The organism is Bacillus sp. FSL R7-0685 (genome assembly GCF_038002425.1).
Lineage (GTDB): Bacteria > Bacillota > Bacilli > Bacillales > Bacillaceae > Bacillus > Bacillus subtilis.
Genome location: NZ_JBBOCN010000001.1, coordinates 1,857,089 through 1,875,224, shown reverse-complemented (window position 1 = coordinate 1,875,224; position 18,136 = coordinate 1,857,089). Strand labels below are relative to the sequence as shown.

Annotated in this window: 17 protein-coding genes and 3 pseudogenes; 6 read left to right on the top strand and 14 right to left on the bottom strand. The window is 40.3% G+C overall.

Translation table 11 applies throughout. The annotated features are described in order from the left end of the window. Positions 1 to 387: 387 nt before the first annotated feature. Complete coding sequence (locus MKY50_RS09550) at positions 388 to 636, bottom strand: hypothetical protein (protein ID WP_341116555.1); 249 nt, start codon at positions 634 to 636, stop codon at positions 388 to 390. Between the two features lie 299 nt (positions 637 to 935). Here MKY50_RS09550 and MKY50_RS09545 point away from each other — a divergent pair. Both MKY50_RS09545 and MKY50_RS09540 read left to right on the top strand, forming a co-directional pair. After that, positions 936 to 2,704, top strand: a pseudogene (locus MKY50_RS09545) (T7SS effector LXG polymorphic toxin). Between the two features lie 14 nt (positions 2,705 to 2,718). Beyond that, positions 2,719 to 3,177: an SMI1/KNR4 family protein gene (locus MKY50_RS09540; RefSeq protein ID WP_327840082.1), complete on the top strand. Its 459-nt coding sequence runs from the start codon at positions 2,719 to 2,721 to the stop codon at positions 3,175 to 3,177. Positions 3,178 to 3,226: 49 nt separating this feature from the next. On the opposite strand, the pseudogene MKY50_RS09535 reads toward MKY50_RS09540, so the two are convergent. Further along, a pseudogene (locus MKY50_RS09535) lies at positions 3,227 to 4,197 on the bottom strand (N-acetylmuramoyl-L-alanine amidase). Positions 4,198 to 4,240: 43 nt separating this feature from the next. Continuing rightward, a pseudogene (locus tag MKY50_RS09530) lies at positions 4,241 to 4,498 on the bottom strand (phage holin family protein); the annotation flags it as partial. 152 nt (positions 4,499 to 4,650) lie between these two features. Here MKY50_RS09530 and MKY50_RS09525 point away from each other — a divergent pair. Further along, entirely contained in the window at positions 4,651 to 4,818 is a 168-nt protein-coding gene (locus tag MKY50_RS09525; RefSeq protein ID WP_341117366.1) for a hypothetical protein, read from the top strand. Here MKY50_RS09525 and MKY50_RS09520 read toward each other — a convergent pair. Next, positions 4,813 to 5,562: a hypothetical protein gene (locus MKY50_RS09520; protein ID WP_341116554.1), complete on the bottom strand. Its 750-nt coding sequence runs from the start codon at positions 5,560 to 5,562 to the stop codon at positions 4,813 to 4,815. The genes MKY50_RS09525 and MKY50_RS09520 overlap by 6 nt on opposite strands. 50 nt (positions 5,563 to 5,612) lie before the next feature. Further along, positions 5,613 to 5,993 carry an ArpU family phage packaging/lysis transcriptional regulator gene (locus tag MKY50_RS09515; protein WP_327840380.1) on the bottom strand — a complete coding sequence of 127 codons (381 nt, stop codon included), beginning with the start codon at positions 5,991 to 5,993 and terminating at the stop codon, positions 5,613 to 5,615. Between the two features lie 278 nt (positions 5,994 to 6,271). Between MKY50_RS09515 and MKY50_RS09510 the strand changes: the two genes are divergently transcribed. Beyond that, on the top strand, positions 6,272 to 7,012 hold the full coding sequence (locus MKY50_RS09510; RefSeq protein WP_327840080.1) for a hypothetical protein: 741 nt from the start codon (positions 6,272 to 6,274) through the stop codon (positions 7,010 to 7,012). A 27-nt stretch (positions 7,013 to 7,039) separates the two neighbouring features. On the opposite strand, the gene MKY50_RS09505 is transcribed toward MKY50_RS09510, so the two are convergent. Continuing rightward, complete coding sequence (locus MKY50_RS09505) at positions 7,040 to 7,564, bottom strand: putative metallopeptidase (RefSeq protein ID WP_327840079.1); 525 nt, start codon at positions 7,562 to 7,564, stop codon at positions 7,040 to 7,042. 34 nt (positions 7,565 to 7,598) lie between these two features. After that, positions 7,599 to 8,138 carry an ERCC4 domain-containing protein gene (locus MKY50_RS09500; protein WP_327840078.1) on the bottom strand — a complete coding sequence of 180 codons (540 nt, stop codon included), beginning with the start codon at positions 8,136 to 8,138 and terminating at the stop codon, positions 7,599 to 7,601. A gap of 27 nt (positions 8,139 to 8,165) precedes the next feature. Here MKY50_RS09500 and MKY50_RS09495 point away from each other — a divergent pair, with 27 nt between their 5' ends. Further along, positions 8,166 to 9,320, top strand: a complete 1,155-nt coding sequence (locus MKY50_RS09495) for a tyrosine-type recombinase/integrase (RefSeq protein ID WP_341116552.1) — start codon at positions 8,166 to 8,168, stop codon at positions 9,318 to 9,320. A 112-nt stretch (positions 9,321 to 9,432) separates the two neighbouring features. On the opposite strand, the gene glnA is transcribed toward MKY50_RS09495, so the two are convergent. From glnA to spoVK, 5 genes are all read right to left on the bottom strand, one after another. Then, positions 9,433 to 10,767: a type I glutamate--ammonia ligase gene (glnA, locus tag MKY50_RS09490; protein ID WP_015252037.1), complete on the bottom strand. Its 1,335-nt coding sequence runs from the start codon at positions 10,765 to 10,767 to the stop codon at positions 9,433 to 9,435. 58 nt (positions 10,768 to 10,825) lie between these two features. Further along, positions 10,826 to 11,233: a transcriptional repressor GlnR gene (gene glnR / locus MKY50_RS09485; protein ID WP_003238341.1), complete on the bottom strand. Its 408-nt coding sequence runs from the start codon at positions 11,231 to 11,233 to the stop codon at positions 10,826 to 10,828. 109 nt (positions 11,234 to 11,342) lie between these two features. Next, positions 11,343 to 12,608, bottom strand: coding sequence for a methionine gamma-lyase family protein (locus MKY50_RS09480; RefSeq protein WP_341116549.1), 1,266 nt, complete (start codon positions 12,606 to 12,608; stop codon positions 11,343 to 11,345). A 17-nt stretch (positions 12,609 to 12,625) separates the two neighbouring features. Further along, a complete protein-coding gene (gene hflX, locus MKY50_RS09475) occupies positions 12,626 to 13,888 on the bottom strand; it encodes a GTPase HflX (RefSeq protein WP_029317828.1) in 1,263 nt (420 codons plus the stop codon). 132 nt (positions 13,889 to 14,020) lie between these two features. Beyond that, a complete protein-coding gene (gene spoVK / locus MKY50_RS09470) occupies positions 14,021 to 14,989 on the bottom strand; it encodes a stage V sporulation protein K (RefSeq protein WP_003231746.1) in 969 nt (322 codons plus the stop codon). A 640-nt stretch (positions 14,990 to 15,629) separates the two neighbouring features. On the opposite strand from spoVK, the gene cwlC reads away from it, so the two are divergent. Continuing rightward, entirely contained in the window at positions 15,630 to 16,397 is a 768-nt protein-coding gene (gene cwlC / locus MKY50_RS09465; protein WP_341116548.1) for a sporulation-specific N-acetylmuramoyl-L-alanine amidase, read from the top strand. A gap of 63 nt (positions 16,398 to 16,460) precedes the next feature. Here cwlC and MKY50_RS09460 read toward each other — a convergent pair whose 3' ends face one another. Together MKY50_RS09460 and nrdF are read right to left on the bottom strand one after the other, a co-directional pair. Further along, entirely contained in the window at positions 16,461 to 17,081 is a 621-nt protein-coding gene (locus tag MKY50_RS09460) for a hypothetical protein (protein WP_003245105.1), read from the bottom strand. 49 nt (positions 17,082 to 17,130) lie between these two features. Further along, complete coding sequence (gene nrdF, locus MKY50_RS09455; RefSeq protein WP_003231754.1) at positions 17,131 to 18,120, bottom strand: class 1b ribonucleoside-diphosphate reductase subunit beta; 990 nt, start codon at positions 18,118 to 18,120, stop codon at positions 17,131 to 17,133. Positions 18,121 to 18,136: the final 16 nt, after the last annotated feature.

Genomic DNA, 18,136 nt, shown 5'->3' with positions numbered 1-18,136 from the left:
ACAAAACCAACTAATACTTACAATGGTTTTTTCGATGTGCCTAGCTCTAGGAGTTGATATTGTATGACTGATTTTGAGCGCAAGTTATATCAAATCTTTGTCAATATGAGTCTATACGAAAAGAACCCGACTCTTCCCGAACTGAAAAGAAAGACCGGGAAAGGCGAACAGGAAATACGCGAGGCCACAAAAAACCTTATCAAAAAGGATCGATTTCTTGGGATAAAGAAAAAAAAGATGGATTATATAAAAAAGCCCTCCTCATGTGAGTTGGGCTTTTAAAATAAAATCACGTTACGTATACCTTATTTCTGTTTAGAGTAGTTACTACCAAATTAGATACTCGAACGACGGAAACTGCTTAATATGAGTGGTATATAGCGCATATTAGGCTAAGACACCACCAATAAATTCGGCAAGTTCTATTGCATCTTCTACTGATAGAGAAGGATCACCGATTGGCGTGTGAATTTTGAGATTCAATTTTTCTGCACTTTCTTGAATATTAGTTAGATTAATCGTTCCTGATACTTCTGAAGTTATACTGTAAAGCGTATGTCTCCCGCCAAAAATTGGATCACGGACCGTTTCTTTTGCACGTACAGTAACTTTAATATCGACCTCTGGATAATGCACATCAAATCTATCTACGCGAACAAATCCCTCATTACCTAAAGCAAAACGGCTATATGCACTGATTATCTTATCAGTAGCTTCCTTTATCGTTTCTTCATTTACTGGATTATCATTAACCTCCTTATTTTTTTCACTTTTATAATGCGTTCAAAAAGATGAAAATATGCATTGTAAAATACATATAAAAATAGTAAATATTGAGTACAGGTGAATCGATTCATTTTATTGATAATATAAGATGATACTTAATCTCCCATGGTAAAATATTGATATGGAAATAACATTGAAAGGGTATAATCATGAAGGTATTTGAAGCCAAAACTCTGCTTTCAGAAGCAGATAGACGCGCAAAGGAATACAAAGAATTAAGAAGTCAGATGGTCAATCTAAAAAAAGCCTTCAAAGCTGTGGCTGATTTAGATGACAGTGAGTTTTCCGGCAAAGGTGCCGACAACATCAAAGCATTTTATCAAGATCATGCTGGTGTGGCGGACAATTGGATTGATCTAATTGATATGAAAATTGCGTTTTTGACAAGCATTTCAGGTGCTTTAGAGGATGCCAGCTTGTCTGATGCATACATAGAAGAATCCTTCTTAGAGCACGAGCTGGCTAATGCTTACACAAAATCAAAATCGATTATGTCTGAACAAAAGAAAGCCATGAAAGATATCTTACATGATATCGACGATATTCTTCCGCTTGATTTGTTCTCGACAGAAACCTTTAAAGACGAACTCGCCGACGCGGAGAATAAACGCAAAAAACAGTCGATAAATTAGGCAGCGTTGACGAAGCACTTGTTTCTGAATATGCTCAGTCAGAGCCAAACGAACAATTCATCAAGAAGGACTTCCAAAAGCTTGAGGAATCCACTGGCAAGGGCAAGAATGCTACGCCCATTCACTACAACGCCAAGGCGTACCGTGAAAGTGACATACATAAGAAAAAAGGCGATATTGAAAAACATACTGAAGCTTATTTGACGATTAAGAAGAAGGAAGAAAAAGAACGAGAGATTGAAAAACTGAAAGAAAGACTGAAGAATTATGATTATGCGGATGCCGATGAATTCTATTCAATGGCCAAAACAATTGGGTATGAAAATCTAACAGCAGATCAACAAAGATATTTCACACAGATTGAAAACACAAGGGAACTAATGGCTGGAGCCAAAGGTACTGTTACCGCCCTTTATGATATGACAGCTGAAACATTAGACTATATGGCACACAATCACCCTGTCGACATGTTTATTAATTCTGCAGTTGCAGTTTATCACTATGATTCCACGTTTAACTCAATAAAAGATGCAATAATAACCTCTTATGTTAGAGATGTAAAGAACGGTGACACAGAATCAACGGCTCACTGGATTACATGTGCAGCAGTAAACATCTTTGCTTTAAAAGGTGCTGGTTCAGTTGCTAAAATAGGAGTGAAAACAGCCGGAAAAGCTGCAGTCAAAAAAGTGTCTAAAAAACTGGATGAAACTCCTGATCCACTAACAGTAATTAAACCGTTTGCCATGCGAGAAGATGTTGTTGTAGCAGGCGGCATGCCTTATAATGTCATCAATGATGTTAGCGCAAAAGACAGACTGCTTCAGCTTGCTAAAAAATTAGATGAAACAAGAAAGCCATTTACAGGTCAGAAAGTAAATGTCCCTTGGTTAAATAAAGAAAAATATGAAGCATACGAAATAGGCGGCAAGGTAAAAGTTAAAGGGCAACCTAGAGATGTAAGCCGTAGAGTCTATACAATGAAAGATATTGATCTTAATCAAAAAAATCGGAAAGGCCTTACGAATCTTCAACTAATGAAAAATGGTAATGCTCCTTTTGCAAAAGATGGAACCCAAATTAATTTGCATCATTTGATTCAAGAAGAGCCTGGCAATATGCTCGAGATACCTGAAAGCTGGCACAATAAGTACAGTGATGTTTTGCATGGATTAAAAGAGAATGGACAAAGTTTTAGAAACGATCCAGTACTTGATAAACAATATAAAAGCTTTAGGAGAAGGTATTGGAGATGGAGAGCTCAGCAATTTGAGAACCAAGAATAAGAGGTGAAAGTTTAATGGATTATTCAAAAGTGAAAACTTTCTTTGATGAAAATAAAGAAAATTCAATTCTCACCGGGGGAGTCACTGAAGATCAGGTTAGAGAAATAGAAGAGGATCTTAATGTAACCCTTCCAGACAGCTATAAATGGTTTTTAACTGAGTATGGTTCAGGGGGAGCATACGGGACAATGATACTCGGATATGACTCTCACGGTGCTGAAGTTGTCGAACAGACCAATGAATATAAAAAATATTATAACCTTTTCGATGGTCTTGTAGTGATCGAATATGTTGATGAATTTTCTTATTGTCTTGACACTAACAAGATGAAAGAAGGAGAATGCCCTGTCATCCTTTGGGATAACCAAGAGGGATATGGTAAACAAGTTGGTAGCACATTCCTAGAGTTTTTAATAGAAGAGCTTGAAGAAGCGAAAGACGACTGGATTGATGATGAAGACTGGGACGATTAAGTCAAAGGATTGCAATTTAGAGCCCCTCATTATATGAGAGGCTCTTTTATTACTTCAATTTCGCTTCAATTTTCGCTTTAGTCTTAGGTCCATAAATACCGTCAGCAGTCAGGCCATTTACTGACTGGAACCGTTTGACCGCATTTGCTGTTTTCGGACCATACACGCCATCAATACCGTTATTCTTTGCCCCTTTGATCCGGGTAGAAATAAAGAGCAGCAAGAGCTCTTTGAATCTGCCTTACGTCATTCCCTTTTCGCATAGGGCTTGTGACTTTATAGATGCCAGAAGGCAGCGCATATGACGTTTTTTTGTTACTTGATTTAGTGCTGGAGCCCTTTAAACTTTAACTTTTGGCCTACTGTGATTTTATTCGGGTCTTTAATGTTATTCCAGCTCTGAAGGTTCGCCACACTCACCCCATGCTCTTTTGCAATTGCGGAAAGAGTATCGCCTTTTTTGACTGTGTAAGTGCCCCCAGAAGCTTTAGAAGCAGATGATGTCGGTTTAGAAGTTGTTTTCCCTCCCAGAGCCTTCAATTCTGCTTCGATGGCAGCCTTAACCTCGTCCCATCTTCCCTCTGACAAAATACGGTGCGGGCAATACTTGCCGTTCCAGTCTTGATGCTTGCGCACACGATCAATACCCCAGCCGCGCTCTTTGAGCAGCTGCGCCACAAATTTAATAGCCAATTTTTCAGCAGCGTAGTATTTAGCGCCTCCCGATTTACTATAACAAATTTCGACACCAATCGACTTACGGTTCCCGCTGCCGTTGGTGCCGTCTCCTGTGTGCCATGCGTTGCGATTTAACGGTAGCCCTTGAATAACCTCTTTGTCATCAACGGCAAAATGAAAGCTTGTCGAGCTAGTATTTCCGATCATATAGCTGATTTCATTGGCAGCTGACGCGTCATTCGCTGTATTGTGGATGGTGATGTATTCAGCGTCCATGTGATTAGGGCATTTCAAAGCGTATTTAGCTTCTGATACAAGATTCTTTTTCACTGTGATTGTCATAAGTGTTCTCTCCTTTATTTTTGATATAGAAAAAGCCGCTGGGTTACCCAGCAGCCTGTTCATCCTTTTCATTTGTTTGGTCATTGTCATTTTCGATTACATGAAGACGGTCAGTAATGGCAGCCGGAATCTTAACGCCGATTTGTGCAAGGTTCTCCGTAATGGAAAGCCCCTCATTGGCGATATAAAAAAGAACGGTTCCAAATGTAAGGACACCGGTCAGATTGAGGATTGTATCTACGATATTTGCCACAATGACCACCAGAAAACTGAGCATTTTTCGGACATAACCGAACCAAGCGCAAGGGAGTTTCCTTATGTGTTTGATGATGAAAAAGCCCGCCGGTTCCTATACTGGATGACCCAATTTAAACATACGAAAGGCCCTTTGCAGGGTGAAAACATTGTGCCTGAGCCGGAAAAGACGGCTGCGGAGAAGGAGTTTAAAAACGTATGAAGACAATCAAACAATTTCTCATTGATTACTCGCGCGAAGTGATATCGGGTGAGATTGTGGCGTGTGAAAAACACATTTGGACCTGTGAGCGTTGTCCCCTGTTTTATCGGGAATTTGTCGATAAAAAAAGCCTTCAAAATCTTGAAGGCTTCCCAGTGTTATGAATCAATTTGTGTATAATGCAAAAATTTAGTTTTTCTTGTCCAGTTTTCAATCATCAGATGTATAGGTATTTTAGAATTATGTCGTTTAGTATGTTCAGTATTCAACTCTGGTTGAAAATGATAAATCAAACTGGCTTCAACACTTTCAAGTAACTCTTTACAATAATCAAAAGGACTTATCCATTCTAATGGTACATGCTTCTTATGTACATCTAGGAAAGTCAAACAACCAAAATATATATTTTTTTCTAATCCATCGTATTTAGGATCATTTAACTTTAAAGCTGCAAGATGTCCCCCTGCAAATCTATGGTTCTCTGATGATGTTTTACCAACATAAACTAATCTCTCATTATCACCCGTGCCGGTAGTAATTAAGTAAATCGGATAACATCGGGCAGGTATATTTTCTAATTTATCTATGATATATGATATTTGTTCTCTATCAACATCAATAGTGATGTTATCTTTATCAATCTCCTCAAAATATTGCTCTTCAAGAATTTCCAAAGCATCATTTATATAAGTTTGTGTATTTCCCCATGCAGTTTTTAAGTCCTGGGCAGGAAAGTCTAAAACTTTATATAGTGGCATTACTACGTCAAGACCAAGAAAAAAACCATACTCAAAATTTAAATTATTTTTTTCATAATGGTGCAATAAAGGAATTTCTCCTCTTCTCATAAAATGTATAAGTGGTTTAAAGTCTGAGAAATCTTCCGTACTCTTCTTAATTTTCTTCATATTTCACCTCAATAACGTTTTTTTTATTATACATAAAAAAAGAAAAGCACTCAGATAATTCCGAGTGCTGTGGCAATACGTAGAATGGCACGCTGTTTTATTTCATAATAGGTGTCCTTCTTCATGCCGAGTTCTATATAAATATTGATGTCCTTTACCTTGGCTGCAGTAAGGTATTTCTTTTCAATGATCAAACGTTCTTCATCGTCCAGGCTGTTTTTTAAAGCCCGTTCCATCTGCTTCACCTTTAGTTCATTAACGGTAAACGAATCTCGGAGGGAAGGGAAAATATTAATGCCTGTAGATGAACACTCTTTTTTATTTTCTAATTGGACTTTGAGCGCGCGATAATTTTTCAATTCTTTGATAACTATTTTACGAACAGCTTTTTCGTCCACATCATCAAGAAAAGATAGCTGTGCCATTGACACCTCTTCCCTCCATTCGTTCATTTTTCTTTTTCCCATTCCTGGATACTTCTTTCCAAAATTTTATCCAGATTAATGGGGAAGCAATGATGAAGATTACTATAAACACATATATCATGTTTGCCTCCTTAGTATTCTATTGCTTATCCTTTATAAATATTATCTGCGTAAGACCCTTTCCGATTTCATCATCAACCTAGGAATACACACTCGCAAATCCTACTACAATTTTCAACCAAATATGGTATTATTAATTCAGATATTGTAGGAGGATAAGAAGGATGAATAACGATAATGTTGTTTTACGTGTACATAGTTTGCTGGATTCAGCATATAAAATAGGTGGTAGTCTTAATTCTACTTCTTACCGAAAAACTTGGGCAAAAGTATTTGAAATAGATGAGGATGATACACCTTCATTATTAAGCTCACTTTCATTATTGTTGGAATCTATTAGGACAAGTAGATCCATTATTGAATCTCACCCCCGTTTAAACACAGAAAAAAACATCCGTTTTTTAAACAAGATTGAATTAGGAATTTTTAGTATTAATTTAAAAAACGGTACAATGGAAAATTTTTATAACCATATTAATAAAGAGACACTTACCGCCTTTGGTTATATAGGTGAAGCTATATCTCTACTTAATGAGTTTTCAACAAATGAACTTGACTCAGAACAAATTAACTCTCTCATTTCAGAAATCGAAGAGTTGACCCATCTTTTCAGTGTTTCTACGCTCCCTGAAAAACTAAAACTTATTGCAATAAACAAATTAAATTTAATTAGAGACGCTTTAACACAATATGCAATTACCGGACCAAATGGTATTGAAGAGGTCCTTGAACAAACATTAGGTTCAATATTCTTAAATGCAGATTCCTTTCAAACTGAATCAAGTTCACCTGAAGTTAAAGGTTTCTTTAAAGTAATTGATAAATTAACTAAACTATTAGGGCTTGGAAATTCAGCTGGTCAATTCCTAGAACACATAAATAAACTTTTACCTCCAAAAGAGTAAGGAGCAAAATAGCTCCTTGCTTCTTTTTTATTTCACCCTCTGAAGCCGTTGCTCTCTGTTCACATCTTCAAAATTCATTTGATAGTCAGCCTCCCGGACAGCTTCGGCAAATGTTTCAATGCCTGTATCCCATAAACCATGGCGCTCGATAATTTCAGAGAATTCCTCAACGTCATGTTCGCGAATTCCCCAGCTGTCTGGATCAGTGGCAGCGCCGTATACAGTCACCCATTTACTTTGGTCTTTCGGGTCTGGCTCTTCCCATTCTTCTCGAGTAAAATGGCAAAGCTCATGATCTACCAGGGCAGCGCGTTGTTCCTCCGGCATAGTCTTCCATGCAGCTTTATTGATAAACACGAAAAGCATGTAATCGGTCATATGGCGCTCAAAAGCCGTGCATTTCTTCGCCTTTCCTGCCCATTTGCTGTTACCCTCACGGAGATAAAAACCTATTTGCTGTTTAGCGTCTTTTAAATGCGGGTGATGCTCGTCAATTATGCTTTCAGCCAGCTGCCGTACTTCCTTCGATTCTTCAAAACCTACAAATGCCACGTTACCTTCCTCCCTTTGATTGTTTTATTCAGATTTACACAAGTCCGCCTTTCAGCAGTTCCCGGGCCATATAATGAAAGTGATGGTAAATGTAATTTCCGGTAGCGTTAGGGCTAAGAAAAACAGTTGAAAATCCGTAACGAACCTCAAATGTTTTCAAGCTGCCCAGCAGCGCTTTAGGTTCATACTTTGAACGATATTTTCCGTTGAGTATCTTTTGGTACCCTTCCAGGTCTTCCACAAGAAGAGTGAATGGATGCCTGGATGCTCGAATCAATTCATTTTCAAAACGAGAACGATCTTTAATCGACTGCACCAGCTCGTCCACTCCATTTTTTCGTTCAATGGCTGCATTCAAATACATATCACGGCTGATTCCAAATTCATCATTCTTGGGAATCATGGCCGAGTAATCGCCGGTTTTCATTCCTTTGAATTTGATTGCCACTTCCTTTTTACGGAGATAATCAAGAACATGCTGATTCTTTTGCTCTCTCGTATCCACAATAATGATCATGCTGTCCAGAATTTCTTTTAACTCCGTTTCCGAATAGTTATAGTGAATAATTGTCATGCTTTCTTCCCCTACAGGAGTGATCGCGTGGCTACATTCAGAAAAAGAGGAGACAAGTGGGAATATCGTGTCTCCTTTAAGGACCCTTTTACTCTCAAATACAAAATAAAATCAAAAAGTGGTTTTAAAACAAAGAAAGCAGCTCAAAAAGCTGCTGCCGAACAAGAAAAGCAAATAGCTGCTGGATTTGAATTTGATACAGAAACCATGTCGCTTGAGCAATTTTTATTTAGTTGGCTACATGAATACAAAAAAGACACCGTTAGAAAGAATACATATGAACTCCACGAACGAAACATCAAGAATCATATTCTTCCTTACTTCAAAAACATCAAGATTACAGATATTAAACCTATTATGTATCAAAAATTCCTTAACTTTTTAACTGATCAGGGGTACAGCAAACGCACTGTGGAAATTATACACGGTACAATGTTTAACGCTTTTAGTAAAGCTGTCATCATAGGAAAATTAGCAAAAAACCCTTGTTACGGGGCCACAATATCAAATAAGAATGAAAAGAAAAAAGGTACACTCGAATACATGCTTTCTGAGGATATTCCGAAATTTCTTCAGGAAGCATATAAGTATAACTATATATATTACATTTTTTTCAGAACGCTCATAGAGACCGGTATGCGTAAAGGTGAAGCTGCTGCTCTTCAATGGACAGATATCAACTTAAGAGAGAATTACATAGACATTAAAAACACCCTAGATTTTTCTGCAAAAACAGCTGCTGAACTCTTCGGCGAAACTAAAACTTATGAATCCAAAAGAAGAATATCAATTGGCGCTTCCCTTTCTGCTGCTTTACAAAAACATAAGAAGTGGCAATTTGAGAATAAACAAATGTTACAGGATGATTATAAACATGATCTCAATTTAGTATTTTGCAGAGTTGACGGGAATTTTTTACCTAAGTCCACCCTTTTTAATGCGTTTAATCGTATTTTAAAGCGAGCTGACATAAATAAAATGCCTATCCACGCATTACGGCATACACATGCTGTTTTACTTTTAGAGTCAGGCGCTGATATGAAATACATTCAAGAACGTTTAGGACATAAAAGCATGATGGTAACTGCCGATGTTTATTCACATATTAGTAAGAAGCTTGACCAAAACCGAATAAAGGATTACGAGAAATACGTGTCCTCAATTGTGGAGTTAGATTCATAACTTCAAATTTTTTTGGTCATATTTTGGTCAAGGACCAAAAATATCGATCTCTTAATCTTATGACCAAAATTTAAAAATCCCCTGACACCAATAGTGCCAAGGGATTGAGAGATTAATACTGAGACATATACTGTTCGCGTTCCCAAGGGTGAACTTGCGTGCGGAACATGTCCCATTCGATTTCTTTTGCTTCGATGAAGTGTTCGAATAGGTGCTCGCCCAGCGCTTTGACCATGACTTCGTTTGATTTGAATTCTTCTAGTGCTTCCGCAAGTGTTGCTGGAAGGTCAACGATTCCGTTTTCCATGCGCTCTTCTTTGCTCATCACATAGATGTTGCGGTCGATTGGAGCCGGCGCTTCCAGTTTGTTTTTGATTCCGTCTAATCCTGCAGCAAGCAATACGCTAAGTGCAAGGTATGGGTTTGCAGCTGGGTCTACGCTGCGTACTTCAACACGTGTGCTGATGCCGCGAGAAGCCGGGATACGGATAAGCGGGCTTCTGTTTTGCGCGCTCCATGCTACATAGCAAGGTGCTTCATAGCCAGGAACAAGACGTTTGTAAGAGTTTACTGTCGGGTTTGTTACTGCTGTAAAGCTTGTTGCGTGCTTCACGATACCTGCAATGAAGTGTTTCGCTGTTTCACTTAACTGAAGATCTGCGCTTTCATCAAAGAATGCGTTAACACCATTTTTGAAGAGTGATAGATTGCAGTGCATACCTGAACCGTTTACACCGAACAATGGTTTTGGCATAAATGTCGCATGCAGGCCGTGTTTACGGGCAATTGTTTTGACAACTAGTTTAAATGTTTGGATGTCATCACAAGAGCGGACTGCTCCAGCATATTTAAAGTCGATTTCGTGCTGACCAGGTGCTACTTCGTGGTGAGACGCTTCGATTTCAAAGCCCATCTCTTCAAGCTCAAGTACGATATCGCGGCGGCAGTTTTCTCCTAAATCAGTTGGAGCTAAGTCGAAATATCCGCCTTTGTCGTTTAGTTCAAGCGTCGGCTCGCCTTTTTCGTCCAATTTGAATAAGAAGAATTCAGGCTCAGGCCCAAGGTTAAAATCACTGAAGCCGAGGTCTTCCATTTCTTTCAGAATCCGTTTTAAGTTGTTTCGCGGGTCACCTTCAAAAGGTGTGCCATCCGGATTGTAAATATCACAGATGAAACGTGCTACTTTACCTTTTTCAGCTGTCCATGGGAAGATAACAAATGTATTTAGATCTGGATACAGGTACATGTCTGACTCTTCGATACGAACGAATCCCTCAATAGAAGAACCGTCAAACATGACTTTATTATCAAGCGCTTTTCCAAGCTGGCTTACAGGAATCTCAACATTCTTGATTGTTCCAAGAATGTCAGTAAATTGAAGGCGGATATACTTCACGTTTTCTTCTTTTACTAATTTTTCGATATCTTCTCTAGTGTACTTTGCCATTTGGTAAAATTCCTCCTCTTAAAAGGTAAATGTATATAGCAAAACAGTTGCTAACGGATTAATGAAAGAAGCGGGACATGTCGCCTTGACGGAATGTATTCCCTCTTTGAAAACGGCCGGCTTGCATGAGCTCGTTTTTCAGGAGCTGTCTCAGTTCGTCATCGGACAGATCATGTTTCATTGGTTTTTTCGTCTTCTCGTTTTGTTTTTGTTCTGGCTCGGCTTCGGCTTTCGCCAGAATCTGTTTAATTCCTGCCATGTTTACACCTTGTTCTATCAGGTGCTTGATTTCTAACAGTTTATCTACATCATGAAATGAAAATAATCGTCTATTTCCTTCACTTCTGGCTGGAAATATCAGTCCATTTTCCTCATAATATCGAATTTGTCTTGCTGATAACTCAGTTAACTGCATGACAATTCCTATTGGAAATAAAGGCATTGAGCGGCGAATATTATCACTCATCTCAATTTCCTCCTTTTCTTAACTTAGTTTCATTATAGGTGATGTTATATTATGTGTCAATACGATGTAAGGATTCTTAACATCAAATCCAGAGAAATTTTTAAAAAATTTAAATTAATTGCTTTTGCATCAATGAATCCACTGCACTGCATATGGCATTCTTCACATGCGAATAGGTTAATCCTCCCTGAACATACGCTACATACGGCGGGCGGATAGGGCCATCAGCTGATAATTCGATGCTTGCTCCTTGAATAAACGTGCCTGCTGCCATAATGACATCATCCTCGTATCCAGGCATGTAGGCTGGATAAGGCGTCACATGAGCATTGATTGGCGATGCAAATTGAATAGCCTGGCAAAAAGCAATCATCTTTTCTCTGTCAGAAAACTCAACGGATTGTATCAAATCCGTTCTTTTCGCATCCCATTTCGGGTTTGAAGTGAAGCCGAGTTTTTCAAGGAATCTCGCTGTAAACACCGCTCCCTTTAAACTTTGAGACACAACGTGAGGCGCCAAAAAGAAGCCTTGGTACATTTCTTGGAGCGAGTAAAGAGATGCCCCCGCTTCTCTGCCGATGCCGGGTGACGTCATACGGTATGAGCAAGCTTCAATCCATTTCGCTTTTCCGACGAGGTAGCCGCCTGTTTTCGCAAGGCCCCCGCCGGGATTTTTAATGAGAGATCCCGCCATCAGGTCGGCTCCGACATGGCAAGGCTCAAGCTCTTCCACAAATTCTCCGTAACAGTTGTCCACAAAGACGATCAGATTTTCATTGATTTCTTTTACAAAACGGATCATTTCTTTTATTTCACTAATTAAGAAAGAAGGGCGATTCGCATATCCTTTTGAGCGCTGAATGCCGATTACTTTTGTCTTCAGATTGATCGCAGCGGCGACTGCATCATAGTCTATCTTTCCGTCTTTCGTCAGATCAACCGCATTATAGCCGATTTGAAAATCCTTTAACGAACCAGCGTTTTCTCCACCCCTGACGCCCACAATTTCCTCTAGCGTATCATACGGCTTGCCCGTGATATAAAGGAGCTCGTCCCCCGGTCTGAGGACACCGAACAAAGCAATTGAGATGGCATGTGTGCCTGAAATGATTTGCGGCCTTACAAGCCCCGCTTCTCCGCCAAACACATCCGCATATATGCTTTCAAGCGTGTCTCTTCCGATATCATCATAGCCGTATCCAGTAGACGGCGTGAAATGAGTGTCGCTTACTTTGTGTTTTCTATAGCTTTGAAGCACTCTCCACTCATTTCGCTCGCTGATTTCTTCTATTTGTTTATGAATGCCGGCAATGTCCGCTTCCACTTCCATTGCCGTTTTCTTCAATAATTCTCCGTGTGTTAATGTGTCAAACATGTCTTTATTTTTCCTTCCTACATATACTTCTTTAATTCACCGATGATACTTTGCTCTTCTTGGACATAGCCGGATATGTCATACTGTTCATTTTCTTCATTAAAATAGAAGCGGTCTACCATCGTTTCCGATTTGATTCTGGAAAGGAGCTTCCCTTCACTTGCCGGCACATGTGCTTCAAAAGACGTTAACAGTTCTTGGCGCAAATAGCGCTGAATCGCTTCTTTAAAGGCTGCAGCGTCGTCCTCAAATTTCGCACTGACCATAATGTGATCCCTTCCGGCGGACGGTATAAAATCAGGCAGTTTTTGATCACGTTTATTGTAAGCCGTCAGCATCGGGATATCATCTGCTTCAAGCTCCTCGAGAAGCCCAAGCACTGTTTTTTCATGTCCCGCATAATCCTCATTTGAAGAATCAATTAAATGCAGGATCAAATCCGCTTCTTTTACTTCCTCAAGCGTTGAGCGGAATGCAGCAATCAATGTCGTCGGAAGATCCTGAATAAATCCTACTGTATCTGAAAGAAGAACACTGTAGCCGCTTGGCAGGACCATTTTTCTGGTCATTGGATCGAGCGTGGCAAACAGGAGGTCTTCTTCATAGCTGTCAGCACTCGTCAGGCGGTTGAACCATGTTGATTTCCCTGCGTTTGTATAACCGACAAGCGCAATTTGAAGCACACCGTTTTTCTTTCTTCTTTCACGGTATCGGCTTCTATGGCGAATGACAGTGGAAAGCTGTGTGTTGATTTCATGAATGCGATTTCTGATATGGCGGCGGTCGGTTTCCAGTTTCGTTTCCCCGGGACCTCTTGCCCCAATTCCTCCGCCTTGCCGGGAAAGGTTGATCCCTTGTCCCGTCAGACGCGGCAGTGCATATTGCAGCTGAGCCAGCTCAATTTGAAGTTTGCCTTCTCTCGTTCTCGCCCGCTTTGCAAAAATATCTAATATCAATTGCGTGCGGTCAATCATCTTCACTTCAATTGCTGTTGCCAATGACTTCAGCTGACTTGGCGACAGTTCATCATTAAAGATGAGGAGATCAGCTTCAAGCTCTTCCACCAGTGCCTTCAGCTCTTCTACCTTCCCTTTTCCTATATATGTAGCGGCGTCAGCCCTGTTCCGTTTTTGTGTGACGCTGGTCAGTACTTTTCCGTCTGCTGTTTTCGTCAGAGATGCTAGCTCTTCCATAGAATTTTCAAAATGCTCATCCGTGATATGCGGCAGCTGACATCCGACTAAAATGGCTTTCTCCTGAATCGTTTCTTGTTCGTTCAAATGGATGTTCCTTTCTTTTGCATATTGGGCAGTAGTATTATCATACCAAACCCTGCATGTGTATACCACAAATCGATTGCTTTGAAAAGCGGAAATACGAGCAAAAAACAGACCTCTCAAAAACTGAGAGGTCTATGCAGATCCAGATGCTTCTTCTTTAATGGAAAGATCTTGGCTTTTGATGGTCATCAAGTCGCTTTTTAAGTATTGGTCTCCCATTAAAAGCCTCATGGCTTGTGCTCTGATCGATTTTTCGATCACATTTCTGACAAAACGTCCATTGCTGAATTTAATGGGGCTTGTCGTGCTTTTCACTGTCATTAAGTAATCTTTCAATTTCCATTCCGCTTCTTGACTGAGCTGGTATTCCCTTTCATCGATCATTCGTTTCGCAATCTCCATGAGCTGGGTCACAGAGTAATCCGGAAAATCAATGGAGATGGGAAATCTTGATTGGAGACCGGGATTTAACGAGAGAAAATGATCCATTTCCCGTGAATATCCAGCGAGTATCAAAATAAACTCATGCTGTTTGTCTTCCATATGCTTTACAAGTGTGTCGATCGCTTCTTTCCCAAAGTCCTTTTCGCCGCCTCTTGCCAGCGAGTAGGCTTCGTCTATAAACAAAATGCCACCTAATGACTTTTTGATTAAATCTCTCGTCTTTTGGGCGGTGTGTCCGATATACTCCCCGACCAGGTCAGCCCGCTCCGCTTCTATTAAGTGGCCTTTTGACAGGACATTCATTTCAAAGAACAGCTTGCCGATGAGCCGTGCAACCGTCGTTTTTCCCGTTCCCGGATTTCCTTTAAACATCATGTGCAGCGCTTGCTTTCCAACCTTCAAGCCTTGCTCCGCGCGTTTTTGGTTCACAAAAATCCAGGCGTATATTTCCTTGATGTTGCGTTTCATTTCCTCCATCCCAACTAATGCGCTCATCTCTTTTTCGATTTCCTTCAAAATGCCGTGCTTTGCTTCGTTTTTTTGCAATGCAGCCTGATATTCCGCCTCTGCCTCAGCATTCGTCAGCACCTGCTTTTGCCCGTTCAGAATAATGTTGATCTGTCCGTTGTTTTTATAAGTCACAGCGCGCTCCAACATCTTCACCTCTCTGTTCTCCCTATATGATATTCAAGCGGATGCCGATTGTGACAAACGCCTATCATGTGTCGAAACAATTGCTTTTTTCGGGAACAATAAGGAATCCTGCGCTTTCCCGAGAAATACTTTATTTCTTATTGTATTCACGGACATGGGGTGGACAAACCATGAGATTTTGTTTTTAATCATTTTGTCAAAGTATTATAGTGAGCTTCTTTCTCATTATTTTCTCCATTCACCAATCCTTTTTTCATGTAACGGGCTGTTTTTTGTACGAAGCGTATTACCCGCCCTAAGATACCTGAAGTGTTTTTCTTTTTTTCGATTTATAAAGTGGTGTCTTTAATGAAAGGAGCTTTTCTCATCAATTTACGTTTCAAATGCTTGATTTAATATGAACGCAAAGCTTAAAACCAGCAGGAATCAGTGCAGGTTAACCGAACCCAAAGTACATACAAACATATGGCATATGCACATATTTCATTTCGGACCGTATCTGTTGTCGCTTCATGTTGAATTGTGCGCTTTCCCGAGAAATAATTTCTGGATGTGAAAGGGTTATTTCCTCATTTTTCAGTTGAATGATAATCGTACAAGCAGAAGCCGTGTTTTTTCATATCCTGTAATGAGGTGATGAAAAATGGTTAAAATTTTTATTGATCCTGGCCATGGCGGGTCTGATCCAGGCGCAACAGGTAATGGCCTTCAGGAAAAAACGTTAACCCTGCAAATCGCTTTAGCCTTACGTACGATATTAACTAATGAATATGAAGGCGTTTCTCTGCTGCTGAGCCGGACAAGCGACCAATATGTCAGCTTAAACGACCGGACAAATGCCGCAAATAACTGGGGAGCAGATTTCTTTTTGTCCATTCACGTTAATTCCGGGGGAGGCACAGGTTTTGAAAGCTATATTTATCCAGGTGTAGGAGCCCCGACGACGACTTATCAATCGGCAATTCACTCTGAAGTGATACAAGCTGTCGACTTTGCCGATCGCGGCAAAAAAACGGCGAACTTCCACGTCCTAAGGGAGTCGGCAATGCCTGCCCTCTTGACCGAGAACGGCTTCATTGATACCGTTGCCGATGCAAATAAGCTGAAAACGAGCAGTTTTATTCAAAGCTTAGCGAGAGGACATGCAAACGGGCTGGAGCAAGCCTTTAACCTTAAAAAGACTTCCAGCTTAGGGTTATATAAGGTTCAAATCGGCGCATTTAAAGTCAAAGCGAGTGCCGACTCGCTCGCAAGTAAAGCCGAAGCCAAAGGTTTTGACTCGATTGTCCTTTTAAAGGACGGATTATACAAAGTGCAGATTGGCGCATTTTCATCCAAAGACAATGCAGACACCCTGGCTGTCAGAGCGAAAAATGCCGGCTTTGACGCTATTGTGATCCTAGAATCATAGCCGAGACTGGGACGAGCGTCTCATAAAAAAACCCGGCTCCTCATCGCGAGAAACCGGGTTTTTTTATTCAAGAATATCAACAACAAACTGTGACCATGTTTCCAGACGGTTGTAGATGTCATCCTGTTTTAATTCAGAAACTTTCATCCATTTACCCGCAATTTGTTCTTTCTCCTTCACTTCCACTTGTGCGCCAGGCTTTAATTGAAGCGCAGAAAGAATACCGATATGCACTTTGCCAACACTATTTTCATCATCATTGATCAATCCCAGTGTGACAATCGCCTGTTTATCTTCTTCATTTATTTGCAGTTCTTCCTCAAGCTCACGGTCTGTGTTCAGCTTTAAGACTTCAGCAAATGAAGCTGCCCCTTCGATGGCGTTCATATGACCGCCAAAGCCGAGAGAAAGCTTGTTGTGCAGTCGTGATTCACCGCCGCCAGCCAGCCGCTCGTAAAGAAAAACTTCATCTTCACGCTTAATGACGACATAAGGTATCGGCTGCTTGAAACGCGGATCTTCTTCTGCGTCCCCTCTTCTCATTTCACGATAGGCCGCTTCAATCTGAGCCATGATTTCGGCTACTCTGCTATCTTCACTGTACACGCCCTGGAAGGTTAAGCTTTCTTTCTTAAACACATCATCGCGCGGGGCAACTAAAATCATTTCGTCCATTTTTCCCATGGGTACTGCGTCCTCCTCATTTGAACCTTCAAGCCGAAAAGAGCAGATATTATATCTGCTCTTTTTCATCTTCAAAATAAAAGTCATCATCTTTGAGCGGCTCAACTGTCGCTTTTTTATAACCATTCCCCTTCATAGAGAAGAAGTCATGCGATTTTGTTTTTGTGTTTAATCCGTTTAATACGATCGGATTAATATCTTCCTCTTCGAAGTATGGATCAAATCCAAGATTCATCAGCGCTTTATTCGCATTATAGCGGATGAATTTCTTTACATCGTGTGAGAGTCCGACTTGATCGTACAAGTCCTCTGTATACTCAAGCTCATTTTCATATAACTGATTCAGAAGGTCAATCGCAAATTCACGAAGCTCTGCTTTTTTCTCTTCTGTCTGTTTATTATAAATTTCCTGAGCAAGGAGACCGACATACACACCGTGAATCGCTTCGTCACGAAGGATCAGGTTAATGATCTCACCGCTTTGCATCAGTTTTCCTTGTCCGTAGAAATATAACGGATAATAGAAACCGCTGTAGAAAAGGAAGCTTTCCAGATAGACGGAAGCAACCATCGCTTTGAACAGTGAAATTTCATCATCTTTTTGAATGGCTTTGTAAAGCCCGACAATCATTTGCGCTTTTTTCTGCAAATATTTATTTTGTTTAACCCATTCAAATACTTCATTGATCGTTTCAGTCGGTGCAAGGGTCATGAAAATATTAGAGTACGACTTCGCATGGACAGCGTTCTCCATCATCGCCATAAAGTTCAGCACCGCTTTCCGCTGGTGGCCGTCTACGTGTTCAGCCACGATCGGCATCCCCGTATTCCCCTGCTCTGTATCAAGAAGCGTAAGTCCGGCCAGTACCTTCATATAAGTGTCCTGCTCATTTTTTCCGAGGTACTTCCATGTGAGGAGATCGCCGTTTAAAGCAATCTCTTCCGGAAGCCAGAACTGTTTCACGTTTTGGTTATAGAACATTTGGGTAAAATCGTCTTCATGCTTTGACCAGTTTGCTGCGTCATAAATTTTTGTCACTATAAACTCTCCTTTA